Annotated in this window: 14 protein-coding genes; 5 read left to right on the top strand and 9 right to left on the bottom strand. The window is 71.5% G+C overall.

The features are described 5' to 3' along the window. Positions 1-37: 37 nt before the first annotated feature. From AC1DUE_RS09240 to AC1DUE_RS09225, 4 genes are all read left to right on the top strand, one after another. Positions 38-751, top strand: coding sequence for a CoA transferase subunit A (locus AC1DUE_RS09240; protein WP_477039108.1), 714 nt, complete (start codon positions 38-40; stop codon positions 749-751). A gap of 14 nt (positions 752-765) precedes the next feature. Continuing rightward, positions 766-1413: a CoA transferase subunit B gene (locus AC1DUE_RS09235; protein WP_477039107.1), complete on the top strand. Its 648-nt coding sequence runs from the start codon at positions 766-768 to the stop codon at positions 1411-1413. After that, complete coding sequence (locus AC1DUE_RS09230; RefSeq protein ID WP_477039106.1) at positions 1410-2597, top strand: acetyl-CoA acetyltransferase; 1188 nt, start codon at positions 1410-1412, stop codon at positions 2595-2597. Before AC1DUE_RS09235 ends, AC1DUE_RS09230 begins: the two co-directional genes overlap by 4 nt. 320 nt (positions 2598-2917) lie before the next feature. Then, the gene (locus AC1DUE_RS09225) at positions 2918-4831 is read left to right on the top strand and encodes a copper resistance CopC/CopD family protein (protein WP_477039105.1); all 1914 of its coding nucleotides are present in this window, start codon (positions 2918-2920) and stop codon (positions 4829-4831) included. Positions 4832-4836: 5 nt separating this feature from the next. On the opposite strand, the gene AC1DUE_RS09220 is transcribed toward AC1DUE_RS09225, so the two are convergent. From AC1DUE_RS09220 to AC1DUE_RS09180, 9 genes are all read right to left on the bottom strand, one after another. Further along, the gene (locus AC1DUE_RS09220) at positions 4837-7449 is read right to left on the bottom strand and encodes a S8 family serine peptidase (protein WP_477039104.1); all 2613 of its coding nucleotides are present in this window, start codon (positions 7447-7449) and stop codon (positions 4837-4839) included. After that, positions 7433-7975 (bottom strand): hypothetical protein, encoded by a 543-nt coding sequence (locus AC1DUE_RS09215; protein WP_477039103.1) that lies wholly within the window; start codon positions 7973-7975, stop codon positions 7433-7435. Before AC1DUE_RS09215 ends, AC1DUE_RS09220 begins: the two co-directional genes overlap by 17 nt. Before the next feature lie 7 nt (positions 7976-7982). Continuing rightward, positions 7983-8975: a multicopper oxidase domain-containing protein gene (locus AC1DUE_RS09210; protein WP_477039102.1), complete on the bottom strand. Its 993-nt coding sequence runs from the start codon at positions 8973-8975 to the stop codon at positions 7983-7985. Positions 8976-9004: 29 nt separating this feature from the next. Beyond that, positions 9005-10993 (bottom strand): multicopper oxidase domain-containing protein, encoded by a 1989-nt coding sequence (locus AC1DUE_RS09205; RefSeq protein WP_477039101.1) that lies wholly within the window; start codon positions 10991-10993, stop codon positions 9005-9007. Between the two features lie 37 nt (positions 10994-11030). Beyond that, on the bottom strand, positions 11031-12320 hold the full coding sequence (locus AC1DUE_RS09200) for a multicopper oxidase domain-containing protein (RefSeq protein WP_477039100.1): 1290 nt from the start codon (positions 12318-12320) through the stop codon (positions 11031-11033). A gap of 39 nt (positions 12321-12359) precedes the next feature. Further along, the gene (locus tag AC1DUE_RS09195; RefSeq protein ID WP_477039099.1) at positions 12360-17669 is read right to left on the bottom strand and encodes a hypothetical protein; all 5310 of its coding nucleotides are present in this window, start codon (positions 17667-17669) and stop codon (positions 12360-12362) included. Positions 17670-17821: 152 nt separating this feature from the next. After that, positions 17822-18958: a sensor histidine kinase gene (locus AC1DUE_RS09190; RefSeq protein ID WP_477039098.1), complete on the bottom strand. Its 1137-nt coding sequence runs from the start codon at positions 18956-18958 to the stop codon at positions 17822-17824. Continuing rightward, entirely contained in the window at positions 18930-19592 is a 663-nt protein-coding gene (locus AC1DUE_RS09185) for a response regulator transcription factor (RefSeq protein WP_477039276.1), read from the bottom strand. The genes AC1DUE_RS09190 and AC1DUE_RS09185 overlap by 29 nt, the downstream gene beginning before the upstream one ends. Before the next feature lie 269 nt (positions 19593-19861). Continuing rightward, positions 19862-21589 carry a M15 family metallopeptidase gene (locus tag AC1DUE_RS09180; protein ID WP_477039097.1) on the bottom strand — a complete coding sequence of 576 codons (1728 nt, stop codon included), beginning with the start codon at positions 21587-21589 and terminating at the stop codon, positions 19862-19864. A 379-nt stretch (positions 21590-21968) separates the two neighbouring features. Here AC1DUE_RS09180 and AC1DUE_RS09175 point away from each other — a divergent pair, with 379 nt between their 5' ends. Then, complete coding sequence (locus AC1DUE_RS09175; RefSeq protein WP_477039096.1) at positions 21969-22307, top strand: hypothetical protein; 339 nt, start codon at positions 21969-21971, stop codon at positions 22305-22307.

Below are 22307 nucleotides of genomic sequence, written 5' to 3'. Positions count from 1 at the left end.
GTTCCGACGACAGCGATCGAACGCTCGAGGGAGAGACGTGTCGAAGCAGGTGGAGAGCGCCGCGGCCGCCGTCCGGGACGTCGTCCGGGACGGGATGACGATCGCCGTCGGCGGGTTCGGGCTCAGCGGCAACCCGTTCGACCTCATCGACGCCGTGCGCGACTCGGGGGCCAGCGACCTCACCATCGTCTCGAACAACATGGGCGTCGACGGCGTCGGGCTCGGGGTCCTGCTCGAGAACAACCAGGTGGCCAAGGTCATCGCGTCGTACGTGGGCGAGAACAAGCTCTTCGCGCAGCAGTACCTCTCGGGCGTGCTCGACGTCGAGTTCGTGCCGCAGGGCACCCTCGCGGAGCGCCTCCGTGCGGGCGGCGCCGGGATCCCCGCCTTCTACACCCGCACCGGCGTCGGCACCCTGGTCGCCGAGGGCAAGCCGACGGCCGAGTTCGACGGCGTCACCTACCTGCAGGAGCGGGCGATCACGGCCGACGTCGCGCTCGTGCGTGCGCACCGCGCGGACACCGCGGGCAACCTCACGTACCGCTACACGGCTCGCAACTTCAACCCGGCCGTCGCGACCGCCGGCCGGATCACTCTGGCGGAGGTCGAGGTGCTCGTCGAGGCGGGCGCGATCGACCCGGACGTCGTCGTGACCCCCGGGATCTTCGTTCAGCGCGTCGTCGTCGCGACGGCCCGGCCCAAGCCCATCGAGCAGCGCACCGTGCGATCCCGCGTCGCCGCGACCGCGTGAAGGTGACGACACCCATGCCCTGGACGAGAGACGAGATGGCCGCCCGTGCCGCCTCCGAGCTGCGTGACGGCAGCTACGTCAACCTGGGCATCGGCATCCCGACGCTCGTCGCCAACAACATCCCCGACGGGCTGACCGTGACCCTGCAGAGCGAGAACGGCCTGCTCGGCATGGGGCCGTTCCCGTTCGAGGGCGACGAGGACGCCGACCTCATCAACGCCGGCAAGCAGACCGTGACGGTGCTGCTCGGCGGCAGCATCTTCGACTCGGCCGCGTCGTTCGGCATGATCCGGGGCGGCCACGTCGACATCGCGTTCCTCGGCGCCATGCAGGTGTCGGGCGCAGGTGACCTGGCCAACTGGTCGATCCCGGGCAAGCTCGTGAAAGGCATGGGTGGAGCGATGGACCTCGTCGCCGGCACCAAACGCGTCGTCGTGCTCACCGAGCACACCGCCAAGGACGGGGCACCGAAGATCGTCGACGAGTGCACGCTGCCGCTCACCGGTCTGCGGTGCGTGCAGCGCATCATCACGAACCTCGCGGACTTCGAGATCACCCCGGACGGCCTGGTCCTGACACAGCTGGCGCCGGACGTGACCCTCGACGAGGTGCGCGCGTCCACGGGTGCGTCGTTCGTGGTCGAGATGGCGGTGGCGCGATGAGCCTCGTGGACCGCTTCGGCACCGACGTCCTGCTCAGCGGCTGGGGCCACTCGCGCTTCGGCAAGCTGACGGACGAGAGCCTGGAGTCGCTCATCGTGCAGGTCGCCCGCGAGGCGATCGTCGCGAGCGGCCTGGCTCCCCGGGACATCGACGAGATCTATCTCGGCCAGTTCAACTCGGGCCTCGTCCCGCTCGGCTTCGCGTCGTCGCTCGCCCTGCAGGTGTCCGACGACCTCGCTGGCGTCCCCTCCACACGGGTCGAGAACGCGTGCGCCTCCGGCTCGGCCGCGCTCCAGCAGGGCGTGAAGTCGCTGCTCGCGGGCACGGCCAGGACCGTGCTGGTGATCGGGGCCGAGAAGATGACGCACGCCCCGGCGTCCCTGGTCGGCTCCGCGCTGCTCGGTGCCGACTACGAGGCCGCCGGGACCGAGTCGACGAGCGGGTTCGCCGGTCTGTTCGCGAACACGGCGCGCTCCTACCAGGACCGGTACGGCAGCGTCTCGGACGTGCTCGGCTCGATCGCGTCGAAGAACCACCACAACGGCATGGCCAATCCGTACGCGCAGCTGCACAAGGAGCTGTCCGTCGAGTTCTGCCGCACCGTCTCGGAGCAGAACCCGATGGTCGCCGACCCGCTGCGGCGCACCGACTGCTCGCCCGTCTCCGACGGGGCCGCGGCCGTCGTCCTGACGACATCGCGCGTCCCCGGCGCGACGACGGACGCCGTGCGGCTGGTCGGGTTCGGTCAGGCCAACGACTTCCTGCCCGCGAGCAAGCGTGACCCGGTCGCGTTCGCGGGGAGCGTCGCGGCGTGGAACCGCGCCCTCGACATGGCCGGCGTGACGGTCGACGACCTCGACCTGGCCGAGGTGCACGACTGCTTCACCATCGCCGAGCTGATCGTGTACGAGGTCATGGGGCTGGCTCCCCAGGGCAAGGGTGCGCTGGCGATCGAGGACGGGTCGGTGTACCGCGACGGCAGGCTGCCGGTGAACCTCTCGGGCGGCCTGAAGGCGAAGGGGCACCCGGTCGGCGCGACGGGGGTGTCCCAGCACGTCATCGCGGCGATGCAGCTGTCCGGGACGGCCGGCGAGATGCAGCTGCCGGGTGCGCGCCGCGCCGCCGTGCACAACATGGGCGGCCTGGCCGTGGCGAACTACGTGAGCGTCCTCGAGGCCGTCTGACGGACCATCTGCCCACCATGGCGGCCGCTCTCGAGAGCCTGGCTTCGTCCGGGGTACCGACGATCCGCACGAGCCCGTCCTGCGGAGCATCCACGAGTGGTTCGAGAACGCGCGCCCGGCCTGAGCCTGCGCACGTGGGGCCCGCCTGAGGTGGCCCGAGGTCGCGACGTCAGCCGCCGGCTGTGGGGCCTGGGACGCGGGCTGCGACCAGCGATGGCATGACCGACCAATGACAGTGTCGTCATCCACCGCACGGGCACTGCGTGCACTCCTAGTGTTTCCGCCATCGCCACGGTGTCGCCGGGAAGGTGGATCCGCGAGTGCACGCGCCCATCCGAGCTGTCGGAGGCCGACGACGCGCGCCGGTCGGACGAGAACGTGCGTGGCAGGTCGTCGCACGGGCGTCCGCCCTGCTCGCGTGCGTCCTGGTCGCGGTCGTGCTCGGCGCCCCCTCCGCGCAGGCGCACGCGCTCCTCGTCAGATCCGATCCGGCGAGCGGTTCGGTCCTGGAAGAGCCGCCGACCGTGATCACGCTGTGGTTCGACGAAGAGATCTCGCAGCCGCTCAGCTCCGTGCGGCTGGTCGACGACGGCGGGAGAACCCTCGGGGGGACGCAGGTGGGCACGCCCTCGGACGACGAGCGGATCGTCACCGTGACCCTGCCCCGACTGGGCGACGGCTCGTACGGCGTCCTCTGGCAGGTGCTCGCCCAGGACGACGGCCACACCTCGTCGGGAACCGTGGTGTTCACGGTCGGGGAACCGTCGGGACAACCTGGCCCGGAGCCGACCGTGGGCGCGGGACCGACGCCGTTCGACGTCGCCCTTCGCTGGGCGCGCATCGGCGCACTGGCTGCGCTCGTCGGAGCGCTCGTCGTCCGCGGCCTCGTTCTCGGCCGGTCCCGGACCGAGCTGTCACCGCCCCTCGTGCTGACGCTGAGCACGACCCGGCGCCGGCTGCTGGCCATGGCGATCGCTGCGGCGGCGGTCGGCGCGTTGGTGGGTCTCGTCGACCTCGTCGCCGAGGTGCGCAGGCTGCGGCCGCCCGGGAGCCCGTGGGCGGCCACGGTCGGCGGGCTGCTCGGCGACGCGCGATGGGGGCGGCTCTGGCTCGCGCGCGAGGTGGCGCTGGTCGTCGTGGTCGTCCTGCTCGGGGCTGCGCGGTCGCGCGGCGGCGTGGGCCGCTGGGCGTTGCCGGGTGCGGGTGCCGCAGCCCTCGCACTGGTCGCCGTCGAGGCGCTCGGGAGTCACGCGGCAGCCGCAGACACCGACCGGACGTGGGTGATCGCCGTCGACGCCGTGCACGTCCTCACCGCCTGCGTGTGGCTCGGCGCGGTCGCCGCGCTCGGTGTGATGCTCTGGCCGCACGCCGCCGGCGCGAGCGGAGGTGCGTTGGCACGCGCCCACCGGGACGCGTTCTCGCGGATCCTGGTGACAAGCGTCGTCTTGGTCCTGGCCTCCGGGCTCTACGGCGGAGGCCGGCAGGTCGCGTCGGTCGACGACCTCGTGACGACGACGTACGGCCGCACGCTGCTGGTCAAGCTGGCGCTCGTGTCGGCGACGCTCGGCCTCGGGTTCGTCAACTCCACACGGCTGCACGGCGTGCGAGTCCTCGGTGCCCGTCGGCCCCTGTCCCGACGTCTGGTCGCCGTCGAGGTCGGCGTCGCGGCCGTCCTGCTCGTCGCCGTCGGCGCGCTCGTCGAGACAGCGCCGCGTGGTGTGGAGGGCACCGCGCCGCCAGCGTCCGGCGGGGTGGTCAGCGGGTCGGCGGCCGACCTGGTCGTCACCGTCGCGGCGACGCCGGGCCGGCCAGGTCTCAACGGGTTCACCGTGACGGTGGCGAGCACCCGACGGCCCGCACCGGCGAGCGTCGACGGCGTGGCCCTCGAGCTCGTGGGTGGCGGCGTGACCTCGGCGCTGACGCTCCAGCTGGTCGACGGCGACCGCTACTTCGGCACTGCTGAGGTCGCCACGTCCGGACCTGTCGCCATCACCGCCGTGGTCGACCGCGCCGGGGCCCAGGTGCAGGTCCCGATCGTGTGGCGCGCCGACCCACCGGACTCACGGCCGACCGTCTCGCGCTCGCTCGCTCCCTACGCGAACGGGCTCGCGGTGCTCCTGGTCGTGGTGGCACTCGTCGCCGTCACCACCCGCCGGCGGGCGCAGCGCAGGCGAACTGTCCTGGACCAGCACATGCCGGTCCAGGACGACGACGTCGTGGCGAGCCACCGCTAGAACGGCTACCGCACGACCACGGTCAGCGTCGTCTGGTGCACGAGCGAGCCGTTCTTGCCCGAGATGCGGATCGTGAACGTCCCTCGTGGCGTCTGCGTCGTCGTGCGGACCCGGAGCGTCGACGTCCCGGCCGTGGTCACGGGATTGACCGAGAACGTGGCGGTGGATCCGGAGGGCAGCCCGGTCACCGACAGCGTGACCCCTCCGGTGAAGCCGCCCTTCGCGCCGACCGAGACGACCGACGCCGCCGTCTGGCCGCGCGTGACGGTGACCGACGTCGGCGCCGTCGAGAGCGAGAAGTCCCGGGCGACGACGACGAGCGATACGGACGCGGTGTGGACGACGGAGCCGCTCGTACCGGCGACCGTGAGTACGTAGGTGCCCGCGGGCGCGGTGGCGAGGGTGGTGATCGTCAGCACGGCGTTCCCCGCGCCGTTGACCACGGTCGGCGCGAACGACGCCGTGCCGACCCCGGCGGGCAGTCCGGTCAGGGCGAGCGTGACGCCGCCCGTGAAGCCGTTCTTCGCGCCGACCGCGGCGGTGAAGGTGGCGCTGCCGCCTGCGTTCACGGTGCGGGTCGCCGGTGACGCCCCGAGCGTGAAACCCGGTGGGGGTGCGACGACGAGCGTGGCGGCGGTGCTGCGCGTCGTCGTGCCGCTCGTCCCCGTGATGGTGAGCGGGTACGAGCCTGCGGGCAGGGTCGGGTCGGTCGTCACGGTGAGCGTCGAGCTCCCGGACGCGCCAGGCACGACCGCCGGGGAGAAGCTCCACGACTGCGGTGCCCCGAGCCCGGTGAGCGCGAGCGCGACGTTGCCGACGAAGCCGCTGACCGGTGCGACCGTGACGGTGAACGTGGCCGTGCCGCCGGCCGGCGCGGTGACCGACGAGGGCGACGCCGTGACGGTGAAGCTCGGCGACGCGGGGACGACCAGGACGAGCGGTACCGCGTGCGCGAGCGCGCCGCTCGTCCCGGTGATCGTGAGCGGGTACGTGCCCGCGGGGAGCGTCGGGTCGGTCGTCACCGTGAGCGTCGCGGTCCCGGACCCGCCGGTGACGCGGGCGGGGGCGAAGGAGCCGGCACCCTGTGCCGCCGTGAGACCCGCGAGCGACAGGTCGACGTCGGCCGCGAAACCACGCACCGCCCCGACGGACACGGTGACGGAGGCCGAAGCACCCGCTGCCACGGTGACGGATGCCGGGGACGCCGCGACCGTGAAGTCCGGGGTCGTCGCGAGCCACTGGTAGGCCGCGGCGACGTCGAGACGTCCGTAGCCGGTGTCGTTGTCGAGCCCGACCGTTCCCAGGTCGACCGCGCTGACCTCCAGGGCACTCTCCTGCCGGTCGGCGGGCAGGTCGGGGAACGCCGACAGCAGCAGCGCGAGCGCGCCCGCGACGTGCGGCGCCGCCAGGGACGTCCCCTCCGCGGTCAGGTAGAGGCCGTACAGGTCCGTCGTGCGGATTCCGACGGCCGGGGCAGCGAGCTTCGGGGCGGTCGCGCCGGCGCAGCTCGAGGGTCCACGGCTCGTCGAGCTGTACAGGCCGTCGCTGTTGTCCGTCCCGCCGACCGCGAAGGCCTCCGGATTGTTCGCCGGGCTACGGATGTTGCCCGCCGTCGCGCCCTCGTTGCCGGCCGCGAACACGGGGAGGATCCCGGCTGCGCGCAGGCTGCGCAGGTCCGCCTGGAACTCGAGGGAGCAGCCGGCGACGGACATCGTCCACGAGTCGTTGACGACGTTCGGCGCGTCAGCCGTCGCGATGTTCCCGTCGGGGTCGAGCAGCCACTGGAAGCCGCGGTGGATGTTGGTCGACGTCGCCGCTCCGCGGTCGTCGAAGATCTTCACCGCGATCCAGGTCGCGGCGGGTGCCACCCCGATCGAGCTGCCGCCCGCCGCGCCGCCGACCATCACCCCCATCGTCGCGGTCCCGTGGCCGTTGACGTCGGTCGGTGTGGGGTGCTGGCCGTTCGGGTCGAACCAGCTGTTCGTCCCGCCCCGCCAGGTGCTCGCGAGCTCGGGCTGGGACACGTCGACACCGGTGTCCATGTTCGCGACGACGATGCCCTGGCCGCGGAACCCCTGCGCCCACATGGCCGGTGCGCCGACGCGCTCGATGTTCGGCTCTGTCGCCGCGGCCGCCGCTGCCGCGGCCGCGCCCACGGTGGAGGCGCGCAGCACGAACGTCGACCCGACGCGGGCGACGTCGGGTCGCGCGGCGAGCTCCCGGATGACCGACGGCGTAGCCCGCAGGTCGATCTCGTTCGTCACCCAGAGCGGCACGACGTCCGAGACGAGGCTCTGCGCCTGCCGTGCGGCGAGGAGCGCGCGGAGACCCCTCTGTGTCCGGTCGGCGTGCGTCCGCAGCGTGCGCTCGACGGCGCCGAGCCGCGCCTGTCGCTTCAGGTTGCGGGCCGCGCTCAGGTCGGCACGCGTGGTCAGGACGACGGCGACGTCGAGGCGGTCGGTCGGAGCCGCGGCGGCGAGCTGCTGCTCGAGCGCGGGATCGATCGACCCCGTGCCGACGGCGGACGGGGCTCTCGCGGTCGCGGGCGCAGCGCCTCCGACCAGGACCAGCGCGAGCCCCAGGATCGCCGCGAGCACCGGCCTACCCGACGACGACATGCTCCACCTGCGCGTCCCCCAGCAGGACCGTGACGACGCTGCCCTGGTGGATCCAGTTGTTCGGGTTCGTGAAGACGAGGTAGTAGGTGATCCCGGCCTTGAACGCGCCGCTGTGGGCGTGGTTCATCAGGAGGTCGTGGACGACGAGCCCCGACTCCTCGTCGATCACCGCGGGCGGCGTCCGTGGGTCGTGGAGCGCGTTCGCGGCGTCCGGGTCGACGACCTGGTAGCGCAGGTCCACCAGCCCGCCGCCGCCGGAGACGGTGACCTGCGTGATCCGCACGCCGCTGCGCCGCACGAGCTCGTCGGCGCCGACCGCCGGCCGTCCCCAAGCCACGGCGACCTGACCGTCCGCCGCGGCGCCGGCAGGCTCGGCCGGGCCGCGAGTCAGCCAGAGCAACACCCCGATCACCGCGGCAGCGAGCACCGCGCCGGTGACCAGGCCGAGCACCCGGAACCCGAGGCCGTGCCGGGTCGGCGGCGCCGGGGGCGTCGCCGCCGGCTCGACCGTCGTCTGGCTGGTCACCGCGGGCTCACGGGTGGATGAACGTCAGCATGCCGCCGCCGGTCACCGGTGTCGGGCTCGTCGCCGTCTGCGGACCGTTGGTGAGGTGCAGCTGCCGGTTGTACAGCGGGAAGCCGTTCGGGCTCGGCGGGGCGGTGGCGGGGACGGTGGCGATCGCGTCCTCGGTGGCGCCGGCCGGGAGGGTCTCCGCGGCGGCGTCGACGGGGACGTTCAGCAACCGCGCGTCGCGGGCCACGACGTGCTGGCGCATCCCGAGCAGCGTCATCGTCGTGTTGTCGAAGCCCGCGTTGACGTAGCGCAGCAGGACCCGCTGGCCGGCCGAGGCGATGACGGGCGCCGTCTGCGGGTAGGGCTGTCCGCCGATGAGCCACGACGTCGCGCGGTAGCCGTGCAGGTCGAAGGTGTCCGGTGCCGCGTTGAACGCCGGGTCCACCGCGCTGAGCACGAGGACGGCTTCCACGTCGTACGCGGTCGAGGCGACGTCGTAGGCCCGGTTGGCCGTCGTCGGGCGGACGACGAGTGCGCCGTAGAGCCCCATCGCCTCCTGGCGTCCCGCGTCCCCGCCGCTCTGGTACAGGTACGTGCCGGGCGCAGTCGCGGTGAACGTCCGGGTCACGGTCGAGCCGACCGGCGCATCCGTGGGCCCGGGGTCGAACGCGATCCCGGGAGCCTCGAACCGGAGCACGTGCGGGACGTCAGACGTTCCGGCAGGCAGGGCGTTGGTGACCGCGATCGTCACCGTGTCTCCCTCGGTCACCGAGAGGGTCGGACCGGGCAGGCTCACGGTGGCGGTCGCGCAGTTGCCTGGGGTCGTCGGAACACCGAAGCCCCAGATAGGCACGGGCGCGATCTCGCCCGGGAGCGTAGTCGTCCCCGCCCTGGCGCACAGGGTGAGGGCGACCGGTGCGGCCGAGGCGCTCGAGCTCACGAGACTGAGCCCGGCGCACGCCATGACGAGCGCGACGAGCGCCGTGATCCTGGTGCGGGTGCGTGCAGGCATCGCCAACCTCCGGGACTGCTCGGGTCTGGTCATGGCGCGTCATAGACGACCCGGAGGAGGTTTCCCCAGGTCGAGAAGGCGGTCGGCGAGGGCGCGGTGAAGCGCTGGGTGTGCACCAGCACCCGCACCTGCCCCTTGTTGGCGCCCGTGCCGACGTACGCGGCGGCGGGGTTGGGCAGCGCCCAGGTCGAGGTGACGTCGGTCGACCCGACGCCCTGGGGCTGGGCGGGCGGCGCGGGCAGCGCCACCCAGCCGGCCGACGTCGACGTCGTGCAGCCGGCCGCACCGGCGATGGTCCAGTTGCAGATCTTCACGGTCTGCTGCGGCAGGTTGGTCGTCAGGGCCGTGCACGTCCCTGCGGTCGTGGTCGCACAGTTGGCGCCCCGGTACGTGACCTTGAGGTTCTGGGAACCGGCGGGGAGGCCCGTGAACCCGGCGTACCAGTCGGTGGCCAGTGCGGTGACCGTCGCTCCGCTCACGTGCGCGGCCGCCGCCGTGCCGAGCTGACCACGGGACACCGTCCACGTCGTCGTGCCCTGCCCGCCGGTGACCTGCAGGACCTCGTTGTCGATCCGGACGGCGTACGTGCCCGCGGTCGGGAAGCCGGATGCCGAGGCCACCGTGATGCTCGTCGCCGCTGCGGTCGTGGCCGTCGGGCGCGTGGTCGTCTTCGGGTTGACCTGGTAGTACGTGGAGTCGGCCACCCCGAGAGCCGTGACGGCGCCGCTCTTCAGCGCCCCGCCGACGAGCGTGGCGGAGGCCGGGAACGCACTGCAGCCACCCACCGGGTCGACGCGGAGCAGCGTGCCCATGCCGCCGAACCCTTGGTCGAAGTTGGTGAACTCGTTGAGGGCGTGGCTGTGCCAGGGGAAGTACCACTCGCCGCAGATGTTCTGCGACACCGTCCCGGTCGGGAGCGTCCCCTTGTAGCCCAGGTACGGGCTGCCGCTGTAGTAGGTGTTGCCGTCCTTGAAGACGACGTTGCGGTAGTTCGGCGGGGTGAGCGGGAACGGGTTGGTGGTCGGGTTCCAGCTGTCGGTGTCGTCCCAGCGCAGCAGGAAGTCCTCGGTCTGCCCGGAGCCGATCGTCTCGCCGAAGTGCTCCGTGGCGACGACCTGGCGGCCGTCCTGCGCGATCTGCGTGGTGTGGTTGCCGTGCGGGTGGAACGGGTGGTTGAGCAGACCCACGTTGATCATGCGGACGAGGGCGGGCTGGGTGCTGGTCGCCGTGTTCGGCTGGATCCGGACCAGCGAGCCGTACGGCTGGTTCGGCAGCTCGCCCGTGCCGTTGTCCTTGACGGTGTCGGGGAACTCCCGGCCGTTGATCGAGAAGTACCGGTCGTGCTGGGCGTTGAGGTCGTAGGTGGCGCCCACCTCGACCGCGTGGTGCAGGTCCGGGTCGAGCTCGCTGAGCAGCAGGAGGTACTCACGGCTGGGGTCGAACTGGGTCGACGCCCCGTAGGCGTAGCCCGCGCCCAGGCTCGGGCGGATCACCAGCGCGCCGTACAGACCCATCTCGACCTGCTTGGCGACGTCGGAGCCGCTCTCATAGAGGTACGTGCCGGGGCTGCCGGCGACGAAGCTGTAGCTGACTGTCCCCGAGGATGCTGCCGCCTCGGTCGTGAGGAGGCCTGCCGCGCCACCCGTCGCGGTCACGGCGGAGTCCTGGCCGGGGAACACGATCCCCGACGGCTCGGGCAGAGTGTTCGTCAGGTTGACGACCACGGTCTGCCCCTGGGTAGCGCACAGCACGGGGCCGGGGCTCTGGAACTTGCCGTTGTCGGTCGCGTCGGCGTTCGCGTAGCTCCACATGAAGACGCTGTTGCCGTCGGGGGTGTCGATGTAGCCGGGCTTGGCGACCAGGTTGAACGTGTGGGTGCCGCCGACGATGGTCCCGGGGGTGCAGACCATTCCGGTCTTGGGCGCACCGGCGGGCAGGGCGAGGGCGGCCGACGGTGCGACGGCCATCAGCCCGGCTGCCAGCGCAGCGACGAGGGCGACGTGCCGAGCTGGCCTCATCGTGACCTTCTTTCCGCGTCGCGGGTCCACCGCTCGCTCAGACATAGGTCTGGCTCACGACGGTCTGTGCGGGCAGGGGGGTCTGGTAGACGCGGACCTCGGTCATCATCCCGCCGGCGCCGGGGGGCGCTCCGAAGTTGGTGAGCCTGCGCCAGTCCCGGTTCTTGAGGTAGTAGACGTTGTAGCTGCCGCGCGTGTCCGTGCCCGACGGCCGTGCGGCTGAGTAGGCGGGCGCGTCGAAGAGCACGTCGCGGGCCTCGCCGGGGCCGATGTAGAGGGTGTTGGTCCAGTACGACGTGTCCGTCCCCCCGACGCCACCGATGCGCAGCAGGGAGGCGTCCTGGCCGATGACGTGCATCGGGATCCCGGGCAGCTGCATGGCGTGCTGCTGGTACCCCAGGTTGGCCAGCCGCAGCAGGACCCGGTCGCCCGGGCTCACCTGGACGAGTGCGGAGTTGGGCTGGCTGTAGTCGAGCGCGTCGTCGTAGTTCGGGTTCGGCGTCGCGATGCGGGACGAGGCCGGCAGGCTCGGCGCGTCGTTGGGGAGCGCGGTCTGCGGGTACACGCGACCGTTGAGCGTGAACCACTGCGGGTCGTAGTCCGTCGCGATCGACTCCTGGATGTCCCGGTCGCCGTCGTGGAAGTTGCGCCACAGCTCGTTCAGGAGGATGGCGAAGTGGCGGTGGTAGCCCGTCGACCCGTCGCCGTCGTTGTACGCGAACTTCGTGAACCCGCCGACAGGCGTGCCGTCTTGCAGCGGGCGCACGAAGACGATGCCGGTCATGCCCATCTGCACGTGCTCGACGTCCTCGAAGTGGCAGTGGTACATGTACGTGCCCTCCCGGTGAGGGCGGTAGAAGTAGGTGAACTGCTTGGCGATCGGCACCGCCACGGACACCTCGGGGACGCCGTCGTTGAGCGGTGACGGGATGTCGAACCCGTGCCAGTGGATCGTGTGCGCGTCGGTCAGGTCGGGGCGCTGCACGAGGCCGAGGTTCGTGAGCGTGATCTTGATGTCGTCGTTCTGCAGGAAGTCGAGCGTCGGGGCCGTGTGCTTGGCGTGGCCCTTGTAGGTCGTGATCAGCTGCGAGACCGACAGGCTCGGGTCGACAGGCACGAACCCGAAGATGTAGAGCGGGTTCCCCTCCCGCCCCGGCACCGAGATGTAGCCGTCCGTCGCGACGAGCGACAGCGACGTGCTCGCTGCCGCGGCGGGGACGAGCAGCCCCTGTCCCACCACGTCCGCTGCCACGACCGTGCCGAAGGCGCCGAGGCCCACGAGCTGGAGGAACGCCCTTCGGTCGAGGCCGTTCTGGCGAGGTTCCATCCCACCCTCCTTGGAGGCGATGTCGGTCGGTCGAGCGGGTCAGGGCAGGAGGACGGGGACGCCGATGAGCTCGTCGGCCCCGAGGTCCCACGGCGTCCTGACCCGCAGCGTCCGGAGCATGGGGCGGTACTGGCCGTCGTAGTCGCCGAGACCACCGAGCGAGGGCGTCAGCGTCGGCGCCTGGATCCCGCCACCGGTGCAGGCGCTCAGCGCGCCGGCGGGTGCGGGGAACGCGGTGTTGGAGCAGCGCACACCTCGGTCGACGACGGGCGAAGCGCCCGTGAGGTGGAAGTTGCTCGTGAGCCCGACGGGCGGGTCGCCGGCCGTGAGAGTCACGGCCGCCGTCTGGGGGTCGAGCCGCGACCCGGTGACGGCCAGCTCCGTCGTGATCCCGATCGGGTTCACGAAGAGGGGATCGGAGCTCAGGTTGCCCTGACCGGCCGGCACCGGGTGCAGCACGCCGTTCGGACCGAGGATCTGGCCGTTGGTCAGGTCCGAGTACCGCGGCGTGAACGAGTCGGCGTTGGTCGTCGTCCCGTGGATCTCGAGGTCGATGACCCCCTGGGGGACGAGGGTCGCGCCAGGTCCGGGCTGGCTCAGTGTGTAGGCGGTGTTGTTCCAGAACACGTTGTTGAACAGGGCAGCGGGCCGGGAGAAGTCCGGAGACCCGGGAGGCAGGGTCGCCTGGAACAAGGGGTCGTTGCCCTCCGAGGCCAGGCCGGCCGAGTGCGCGTTGCCGTCGGAGTTCTCCGAGGAGGCGGTCGAGACGTTGTTCGCGATCGTGGTGTTGATGATCCGGACGTTGGAGGCGTCGTCGAGCATGATGCCGCCCGCGATGTCCGCCGCGCCGTTGTCGACGATCAGGTCGTCGCGCAGGTTGATGGCGGCGCTGAACGGGTCGAGCACGAACACGCCACCACCGTCGTCGCCGCTGAAGTTCGCGGTGATGAGGTTGCGGTCGACGTTGACCGGACCGGTGCCCGCGCCGAGACCGCCGCCCACGGGCAGCTCGGACTCGATCGCGACACCGCCGCCGGAGTCCACCGCGTCGTTGTAGTAGATCTGGTTGTCGTGGATGTTGCCGTTGGGGCTGAGCCCGATGTGCGACAGACCGGCGCCGTAGTTCACGCTGAAGTTCGAGCACAGGATGCTGCCGGCCACCTCGTAGCCGTTGGAGTTGTCGAAGATCCCGAGACCGCCGGCCTGGGTCAGGCCGCCGTTCCCGAGGAAGCGGTCGTTGGCGACCTTGACGTTGAAGTTGTGGCTCGCCGGTGCGTACGGCTGCCCGATGGCCATGCCACCCGCGACCACGCCGCCGTTGTTCTCGAGCACGGTGTTGGTGACCTGCAGGTTGTTGACGTTCGCCTGGACCTGGATGCCCCCGGCACCCTCGCCCTGACCGGTCATGAGGCCGACGCCGTCGGCGCGCGCCGCGCTGAAGACGCCGATCGTGCCGGCGGGGACGTTGTACGCGGCCGCAGTCTGCGCCACGAGGGTCAGGTCGGCGCCGCGCAGGATGGTCGGCATCGTCGGATCGACCGCGTACGGCGCGTGGGCCGCGATCGTGGCGTCGTAGGCCGTCGCGTTCTGCTGGAAGTAGCGGCCGTCGATCACAGAGCCACGCACGTTGAAGCGCGGGTCCTCAGGGTCACGCGCCTGCAGCTCGTGGGCGCCGATGATGCCGCCGGCTCCGACGCCCTGGATCTTGAGCGGCTTCCACTGCACGACGTTCTCGTTGTAGACGCCGGGGCGGAGCACCAGCAGGCTGCCGGCCGCTGCGCCGTCGATCGCGTGCTGGAGGGCATGCGCGTCCGTGCCGGCGCCGGGCGGGGGAGCCGCGACATTGACCACGGGCGGGTTGTAGGTGATGCCGCCGCCGGTGCCGAGGGCGTGCACGGTGATGCCGTTGACGGTGGACACGCCGCCGTTCGCGTTCGCCGTCGTGATGGACAGCTGCTTCTGCCCCGCGGGGAAGAGGACGCTGAGAGCAGGCACCTGGATGACGATCGTGTCCGGAGTCGCACCGGTTCCCGGGGTCCAGCTCACGACCCCGCCGTTGGCGCGCGTCAGCGTCGTCGTGGCACCCGTCCGATCGTCGGTGAGCGTCACGCGCCCGCCGGTGGCGCCGGTCGGGCCGGCCGTCCCGATGAAGTCGGCGAGGATCGTGATCCGCCGCGGGTTCGCGGCGTTGCCGCCGTTGCCGGGCGCCGCGTTGGGCACGTACGGCGTCGAGACCTGGAGCAGCTCGGGCCGTGCCGGGACGGCCGGGTCCTCGCAGCCCGTGCCGGAGATCGGGTCCAGCGGCAGGTCGAGCTGGGTGCTCAGACCGGGCCACGCCTCAGCCGGGGTCGTCGCGGTGAGCAGGTTCGGGTTGTACCCGGCGTTCTTGGCCGTCGTCGTGCCGGGGTCGTCGACCTTGACCAGGTACATCCCGGGGCACGGCCCCTGGGGGATCGGGCAGTTGAAGGTCTCGGTCGACGGCACGAGCGCTTCGAACGAGCCGTCCGGGCTCGTCGTCACCGTGGTGAGCAGGCGCCAGTTGTTGGCGTCGTACGGGGCGTTCACGTTCGGCGTGGCGCAGCCGGGCTCGTCCGCCGGGCAGACCGTGTCGACCCGCGCGTAGATGCCGACCGGGATGCCGGCGATCGGCCGGGGCTCGCCGTACCAGGGGGACTGCGGGTCCCGTTCGAAGTAGATGTCGTTGAACACCTGCCCGACCAGGCGGCCCGGCTCCTGCACGTCACCGGTCCGCGTGTCCGTGTCGTCGGACCCGTTGGGATCGGTGCGGAAGTTCGTCATCAGGTTGAAGTCGGCGTTGGCGTTCTGCCCGTTGGTCAGGACGATGAGGCGCTTGTCGCACAGGGGTGCGTGCGCGCCCGCCACGCCGTAGTACGTGCTCCGGGTGACCAGCGAAGTCTGGTCGATGACGTGGTTGTCACCGGTGCACACGGGCGGCGGGATGGCCGGCGTGAACTTGTTGCCGAGGTCCACGTTGACGTCCTCCTCCCGGACAGGCCGGTAGAGGCAGCCGTCGCCGTCGCCCGGGATGGCGCCCTTGGCGCTGCTGACGTTCTTGAAGCCGTTCGCGTTCGTCGGGTTGCACGCCCGGGTGTCCTGCTCGTCCTTCGGCATCACCACGTGGGTGATGTAGGTGCCTGCGACGAGCGGGCTCGGGTCGGAGCCGCCGACGCACGTGCCGTCGTCGTTCGCCAGGTCGTACCCGTTCTGGCAGTAGTCGGCGAACGCGTAGCCGCCGTCGAAGGCTCCGTCCTTGGTGTGCGCACCGGTGAGCGGGACCTCGAGGCAGTTGGGTCCGATCTTGTCGGCGAACTGGTCGGTGATGTCCGTCCCGGTGAAGTCACGGATCGGGTTGCAGTTCTGGGTGAACGCGTTGCCGTCCGCCTGCGGGTCCTGGCTCGCGTTCGGTTGCTGCCAGTGGTCGGTCACGTACTTGTTGAGCACGACGTCGTCGGCCGTGTTCGGTTGCCCGTCGGCGCCGAGCCCTTCGAGGAGCACAGTCACGTCGGGAACGGCCGGCTCGTAGTCCTCGTGGGCCTGGAAGCGCGCGTCGAACTCGTTGCGGGTGGTCGAGAAGTAGGTGATGCCGACGATCTGCCCCGGCGTCCCGGCCGGGTAGTCGCGCTTGCCCCAGTCCACGGTCGCTCGGTGGCCCTCGAGCAGGAGCTGGTTGGTCAGCAGGCCGCCGCCCTGGTCCGTCGGGACGCAGGTGTCGGCCGGTGTCACACCGGGCGCGGTCGCGCACGACGGCGTCACGGCGTCGGTGATCTCGTCGTGAGCCGACGGTCCGGGGTAGGCGGAGAACCGCGCGAAGCCTTGCTCGTTGACGATCCAGCGGCCGAGGGCACCGCCCTCGGCGGTCGGGTACGAGTAGTAGCCCTGCGAGTCGGTGAACGTCGCTTCCTTGATGGACCCGTCGCGCCACCGCTGGTCCACGTCGGTGTTGCCGATGAGCGTCTCGCCGGGATCGAGCATGCCGTTCCCGTTCTGGTCCTTGTAGACATGGCCGTCGAGCCAGCCGAACCAGCGGGAGACGCCGACGCCGCCGCTGCCGTCGTCGCCGGTCTCGTTGACGTCGACGGACTCGCCCGGACCGACCGTGATGGGCTTGAACCGCATGATGTAGCTCAGCTGCTCGTCCCAGATCGCCAGGTTGTACGTGCCGGCCGGCACGCCTTGGATGTCGAAGTTGCCCTCCCCGTCGCCCTGGCCGATGTAGACCGTGCGGTCGGTCGTGCTGTCGGAGAGGGCGACGAACGGGTTCTCGACGGGGTCGTTGAAGGTGCCTGTCGTGTAGGGCGCCCATTCCACCCAGTTGCGTGCCGTGCCGGTGATCTCGCCGGTCCCCGTCGAGGCGAACGCCTGCGGTGCGCAGACGAACCCGAACCAGTACGCCGTGCGGTTGTTCGGTGCCTCCCAGAGCTGCTCGCCGGGAGCGCCGGTGCCGTCGCTGCCCTCCTCGACCGACGCGAGCAGCTGGAGCCCGCCGTCGATCGTGGTGGTCTGGTACCACTGGCTGCTCGGGTCGGCGTTGCAGGGGCCCTCGGGCGGGTGCACGTCGATGAAGTACGTGGCCGGCCCGAGGTTGTCGAGCTGGACGAAGCCGTCGCCAGCCGTCAGGCACGTGCCTCCGCAGAGCGGGTCGTTGTTGTAGTCGACCGTGACCGCGCTGTGGGTCTGCTCCTCGAGCCCGACCTGGAACCCTTCCAGACCGCCTTCCTCGGTGTCCGGGGCGCCGTTGGCCCAGGCGGTGTCCTGGAACACGAAGACCCGGATCTTTCCGAGCGGGAGGGGGTGGTCGTCGCTCTGCACGGACAGGTCGATCCGTGCGGTGAGGGAGCCGTCGGCCGCCGTAGAGGGCAGCGTGATGTGCTGGCCCCACATCTTGTGATCGAGCGAGCGCACGGAGATCAGGTACCGTCCGGCCGGCAGGTTCACCGCGGTGCGGTCCTGGTCCCCCTCGGCGACGATCGCGCTGTTGCTCTCCGTGCTGACGGCCAGCGGATCGTCGGGCAGCTTCGAGTTGTCGACGTTGATGATGTAGGTGAAGTCGCCGAGCGGGGCTCCGGTCGGCAGGTCCCGGGCGTCCACGGTGACCGCGCAGCCCGCCGCCGGACAGGTCGTGGCGGCCTGGGCGACCGGCGTGGTCGACGGTGCCAGCGCGGCGACGCAGGTGACGAACGCCGTCGCCAGGGCGACGACCGCACCCCGCACCACCTCGTGCCAGCTGTGCGCCCTGCGGCCGGGTCGCGACGGGGGAGCCGTCGCGTCGTCGGCCCCCGCTTCAGAGCGAGGGCTGCCGGAACCGTCGACCGACCCGTATCCGCGCATGGTCACACCTTCCAGGCGGCGCTCCGTTGCGGGCGGCCGTGCCCGTGGGATGCGTCGGCGCCTCCATGGAAGCGGTTGCGACGATGGCGGCGTGGGTTCCTGACCGAGATGTCATCGCGTCGTCACAGCGCGGTCATGCGCCGCTCACAGGCTCAGCCCTGCGCGGCGGTCAAAGGGTCGTGTCGACCTCGAGCCGGGGGCTCGGCGATCTCTTTGGCGAGGTTCTCGCTCGTCGCCGCCGTGGTCAGCCGGAGAGCCGGGACCGACATCAGCAGCAGGGCGCCGCCCTCGCTCGACCGCCCGGCGATCAACCGTCCGCCCCGAGCCGAGACGAGGTTGCGCACAAGGCTCAGGCCCAGACCCGTCTGGGAGAGCTCGTCGCGCGGCGTGCGCAGGTCGTCGTCGGGGTCGTTGATGACAGCAACGAGCTCGGCGCTCAGGCCGGACCCGGAGTCCGCGACCCCGAGCACGACCTGGTCGCTCTCTCGCGCTCCGATGAGGCGCACCGTGTCGCCGTCCCTCGTGTAGCGGACGGCGTTCTCGATCAGGGTGTCCAGGCACGCGCGGATCCGCTCCGCTGAACCCTCGTACCGCCCGGCGTGGGCCTCGACCACCCAGTGCCGGTCCGCGACCTGGGTCCACCGCTCGGTCGTCTGGTGCAGGATCTCGTCGAGATCGACCGGTCCCATCTCGCGGCCGCCCTGCAGCCGGATCACCCGTACCAGCCGTTCGGTCACCCTCGTCAGCCGGTCCAGCTCGTCGTCGACGATGGCCAGGTCGTGGGCCTGCTCGGGTTCCTGCTCCCGGCTGAGCATCAGCTCGACGTAGCCGCGCGCGATGGTCAGCGGTGTCCGCATCTCGTGGGAGGTCAGCCTGGTCAGTCGCTGGTTGTCCTGGGCCCGCTTCCGCTCGCGCTCGGCCATCACCGTGAGCTCGGCCAGCGCGGCCTGCCGCCGCCGCACGTGCCAGACCATGAGCACCATGAGAAGCGACATCAGGGGTATCTCGGCAGTCTCCTGCCAGCTGAGGACCCCCGTGGCCGCTCGGTCGATGAGGATCGCCCCCGTCGCCACGGCGTAGATCACCAAGCCGGTGACGGCACGGCGCAGCCGCCAGTTGCCGAGTCCGTACAGGAGCGCGAACCCTGCCCAGGCGACGTGGTACGGGATGGTCTCGTTGCCGGGCGACATCCACATCAGCCACGTGCACACCACCGCCAGCGCGAGCCAGGGGTAGTACAGGTCCCGCCGGACGGGCTCGTCACTCAGCGGCGAAGCAGTAGCCCACACGGCGGATCGTCTCGATCGGGGGCTCCGGCTGCAGCTTGTTCCGCAGCCGTCGGACGCAGACCTCGACGATGTTGCTCCCGGGATCGAAGTCCAGGCCCCAGACGTCGTGCACGAGCTCGGAGCGTCGGCACACCTCTCCGCGTCGGCGCATCAGGTGCGCCAGCAGCGAGCACTCGCGCTCGGTGAGGGACACCTCGCGGTCGGCCACGATCGCGCAGCGTCGCTCGAGGTCGAGCCTGATGCCTCCCGCCGTGAGGAACCTCGGTTCTGCCCGTGTCACGGTCGCGGCCTCGAGGTGCCGTCGCGTCCGGGCGAGCAGCTCGACGAGGGAGAACGGCTTGGCGACGACGTCGACCGCGCCGCGGTCGAGCGCCTGCACGCGGGTCGCGACGTCGGTCACTCCGGTCAGGACGATGACGGGGGTGCCGTCCTCGCGCTGGCGCATCGACGACAGCACCGTGAAGCCGTCGCAGCGCGGCATGACCAGGTCGAGGAGCACGAGGTCGACGTCCTCGGAGGCCAGCCAGTCGAGCGCCCGGAAGCCGTCGGCGGCGGACACCACGTTGTGTCCCGCCGACGACAGCGACCGGCTGACGAGAGCGCGGATGCGCTCCTCGTCGTCGACGACCATCACCGTGCTCAACGGGTCCGCACCTCCTCGACCCTGACCCGCGGACTGTCCGTACCCGACGGGCCCGTCTCGGCTCCGCGCGCCGCAGCCGACGCCCCCTGTGGGGCCACCCCGACGCTGCCGGCGTAGGGATGACCCGAAAAACTGACGGTTAGGCCCACCTTGGCCCGGACAAGTGGGGTGCAACAGGGGCAAATCGGGTGAAGTTGGCATGTGACCGGTGGCTGGTCGCAGGCTCAGGCTCGACGGGGACCCGAAGGACGCGGCCGTGGTCAGCTGTCGATCGTCGCCGCCGTGCTCGGAGCTGCCGGTTCGGCCTGATCGTCGACCGCTGGATCTGGCTGGGCCGGGCACGGCGGCAGCGGTGGCTCGTCGCTCGCAGCCTCCGGCTCGAGCTCGTCAGCCGGCGACGGAGGGGGCGTGGACGACGCGCCGTCCGCCTGGGGAGCCGCCTCGGAGACCGCCGGAGGGTCGTTCGGCGAGCCCGGGATCGTCTGGTCTTCGCACGTGGGGCCCACATGCTCGGCGACGTCCGGAGAGTCTGGAGCGTCCGGTGGTGCCGGGACGGGGAGCGAGGGTTCAAGGAGCGCGGGAGATGTCGGCTGTTCCGTGTGCGGGTCCTCGATCGGCTCGGCGACGGGCACGAGCGGGGGCGCCACGTCGGACGGCGGTCCCGCCGACGGGCTGGGCACCACCGGAGCGGCGACCGGTTCCGTGACGAGCGGAAGCACCACGGGCGAGCCCTCGGCCCGAGCCGGCGATGACCTCGACGGGTGGTGGTCGGTCGTCCCGAACTCCCAGTGCCACGGTTCGTGCGGTCCGACTCCGTCCCGGTCCATGTACGCGGGGTGGTGCCAGCCATACCCCGCGGCGTGTTCCTCGAGCCAGGCGTACTGGGGCGAGTCGTAGGACTCGACGCCGCCACCGAGGTCGACCGCCAACCCCCACCCGTGGTTCGAGGTCCCGGGAAGCGCCGCGAGAAACGGCTTGGCTGCCTTCACGGCGAACTGGCCACCGAGGCTCCTGTACGAGTCGGTGAGGGCCAGGTCGGTGCCCAGCGCAGCACGGAATGCGACGTTCAGCTCGTGGAGCGCGTCGGCCGCATCGCAGCGCAACCGGTGCCCCGGCGCAAATGTCACTGGACAGAGCACCTCGAGCGGGATCATGCCGTTGGCGTACCCGTCCGTGGTGCGGGCCCCCCGGGACCGATCGGCCGCCGGCTCGTCGGCGTCGAGCGCGTGCGTGGCCGCCGGCTCGTCGGCGTCGCGCGCGTGCTCGGTGATCGAGTGCAGGGCTGCCGCCAGGTCGCGGGACTGGGCGGCGTACCGAGCCGACGGCTCGACGGATCGCGCCGCGGCGGCGAGGTGCACCAGCCTGGCTGCGCGGTCGAGCCGCCCGACGAGCTCGTGGTCCGGCCAGGCGGCGCGGTCGGGTGCGGCGGACTGGACGGCGTGCTCGCAGATCTCCACGGCGGCCGCGAGGACGGCATGCTCGGCGTGCAGCACCAGGCGCCGCCCTGCGGCCAGGTCGTGCTCGTCGAGGGCGTTCTGCAGCTCTATGAGGATCGCGTCGATGTGGGCGTGCGTCTGGGCCGGATGAGGGGACTCGTCGGCCGGCGCACGAGCAGCGACCTGGACGACCGTCATCGATCGCCCAGGCTCTGGCTGGACTGGCGAGATCGTTCCGGCCAGAACCGCCGCCGCGGTCCGCACGCTCGCCGCCCGACGGACGAGCAGCGGGAGCTCGTCGGCCTCGTCGGGCCACGTGATGTGAGCCTCGGCCTCCCGGTCCGGTGCGTTCGCCAGGATCAGCTGCAGCCGCTGCTCGTGCGCGGAAGAGGTCCATGACGCGGAGACCAGTGCCGACCCTCCCGCGATCAGCGCCAGCGCGGTCGACGCGCCCACCACCCGGAGCGCGATGCCGGAGCGGCGGCGCAGCGAGGGCGGCACGAGATTCGGGATCGCAGCATGACCGGTGCGCTGGCCGGACGACGGGATCATCAGGGGATGTCGAATGCGTCGGTGTCGAGGGTGTCGTTGGCCAGGCCGTGGCTGGTGCCCTCCGCCGCGACCCGCCACCCAGGAGTCCCTGTCGCGGCAACCGCCAGCTCGCGCATGTGCTGCACCCCTTCGGCCCACCGAACGCTATGAGTCCCCAAGGTCGCCCCTGTGGGTCGTGGATCGGCGCTGAATGTCGAGGCCGTCACGTGCTCGTCATCTCGGCGTCATCGTGCGGACGCGGCGTGCCGCGGGCTGAATCCACCGCTTCCGTGCTTCGGGGCCGGCCAGAATCCGTGCGCAACACGTTCGACGGCGACACCGTGCGGCTCGGCGGTGCGCGCGCCGTGGGGTGGGTCGACCCGACGGCGGAGCGCTCCTGGTGACGCAGGTCTCGGCTGTCGTCGGCACCCGGCCCTCCCGCTCGGAATCGACCAGTGGGACGCCACGCCAGGGCGCTGCAACCCGTGGCTGTGCCCGGTCGCATCCCGGGATCGCGCCGCAGGCCGCAGAATGCGCGCAAGGACGCGGACCCGCGAGCGATGCCATGTTGCTCGACGACTACCTCGCCGAGACGATGGAGCTGCTCGGCGGGGACGACGTCGAGGTGCTGGTCGAACGTGCGAGGGTGCGACGAGACGCTCAGCGCCCCGACGAGGTCGGCGTCACCGAACGGTTCAACGACATGATGCGCGGCACAGCCGCACCCAGGAAGGCGTGA

Source organism: Cellulomonas sp. P4_A2 (genome assembly GCF_056402515.1).
This window is presented reverse-complemented; position numbering and strand designations above follow the sequence as displayed.

What these genes read in the sequence shown, in the direction of transcription:
- AC1DUE_RS09195 (WP_477039099.1), bottom strand. Translation starts at nt 17,669, where the DNA reads ATGCGCGGATACGGGTCGGTCGACGGTTCCGGCAGCCCTCGCTCTGAA.
- AC1DUE_RS09235 (WP_477039107.1), top strand. Translation starts at nt 766, where the DNA reads ATGCCCTGGACGAGAGACGAGATGGCCGCCCGTGCCGCCTCCGAGCTG.
- AC1DUE_RS09230 (WP_477039106.1), top strand. Translation starts at nt 1,410, where the DNA reads ATGAGCCTCGTGGACCGCTTCGGCACCGACGTCCTGCTCAGCGGCTGG.
- AC1DUE_RS09180 (WP_477039097.1), bottom strand. Translation starts at nt 21,589, where the DNA reads ATGATCCCGTCGTCCGGCCAGCGCACCGGTCATGCTGCGATCCCGAAT.
- AC1DUE_RS09200 (WP_477039100.1), bottom strand. Translation starts at nt 12,320, where the DNA reads ATGGAACCTCGCCAGAACGGCCTCGACCGAAGGGCGTTCCTCCAGCTC.
- AC1DUE_RS09210 (WP_477039102.1), bottom strand. Translation starts at nt 8,975, where the DNA reads ATGCCTGCACGCACCCGCACCAGGATCACGGCGCTCGTCGCGCTCGTC.
- AC1DUE_RS09220 (WP_477039104.1), bottom strand. Translation starts at nt 7,449, where the DNA reads ATGTCGTCGTCGGGTAGGCCGGTGCTCGCGGCGATCCTGGGGCTCGCG.
- AC1DUE_RS09205 (WP_477039101.1), bottom strand. Translation starts at nt 10,993, where the DNA reads ATGAGGCCAGCTCGGCACGTCGCCCTCGTCGCTGCGCTGGCAGCCGGG.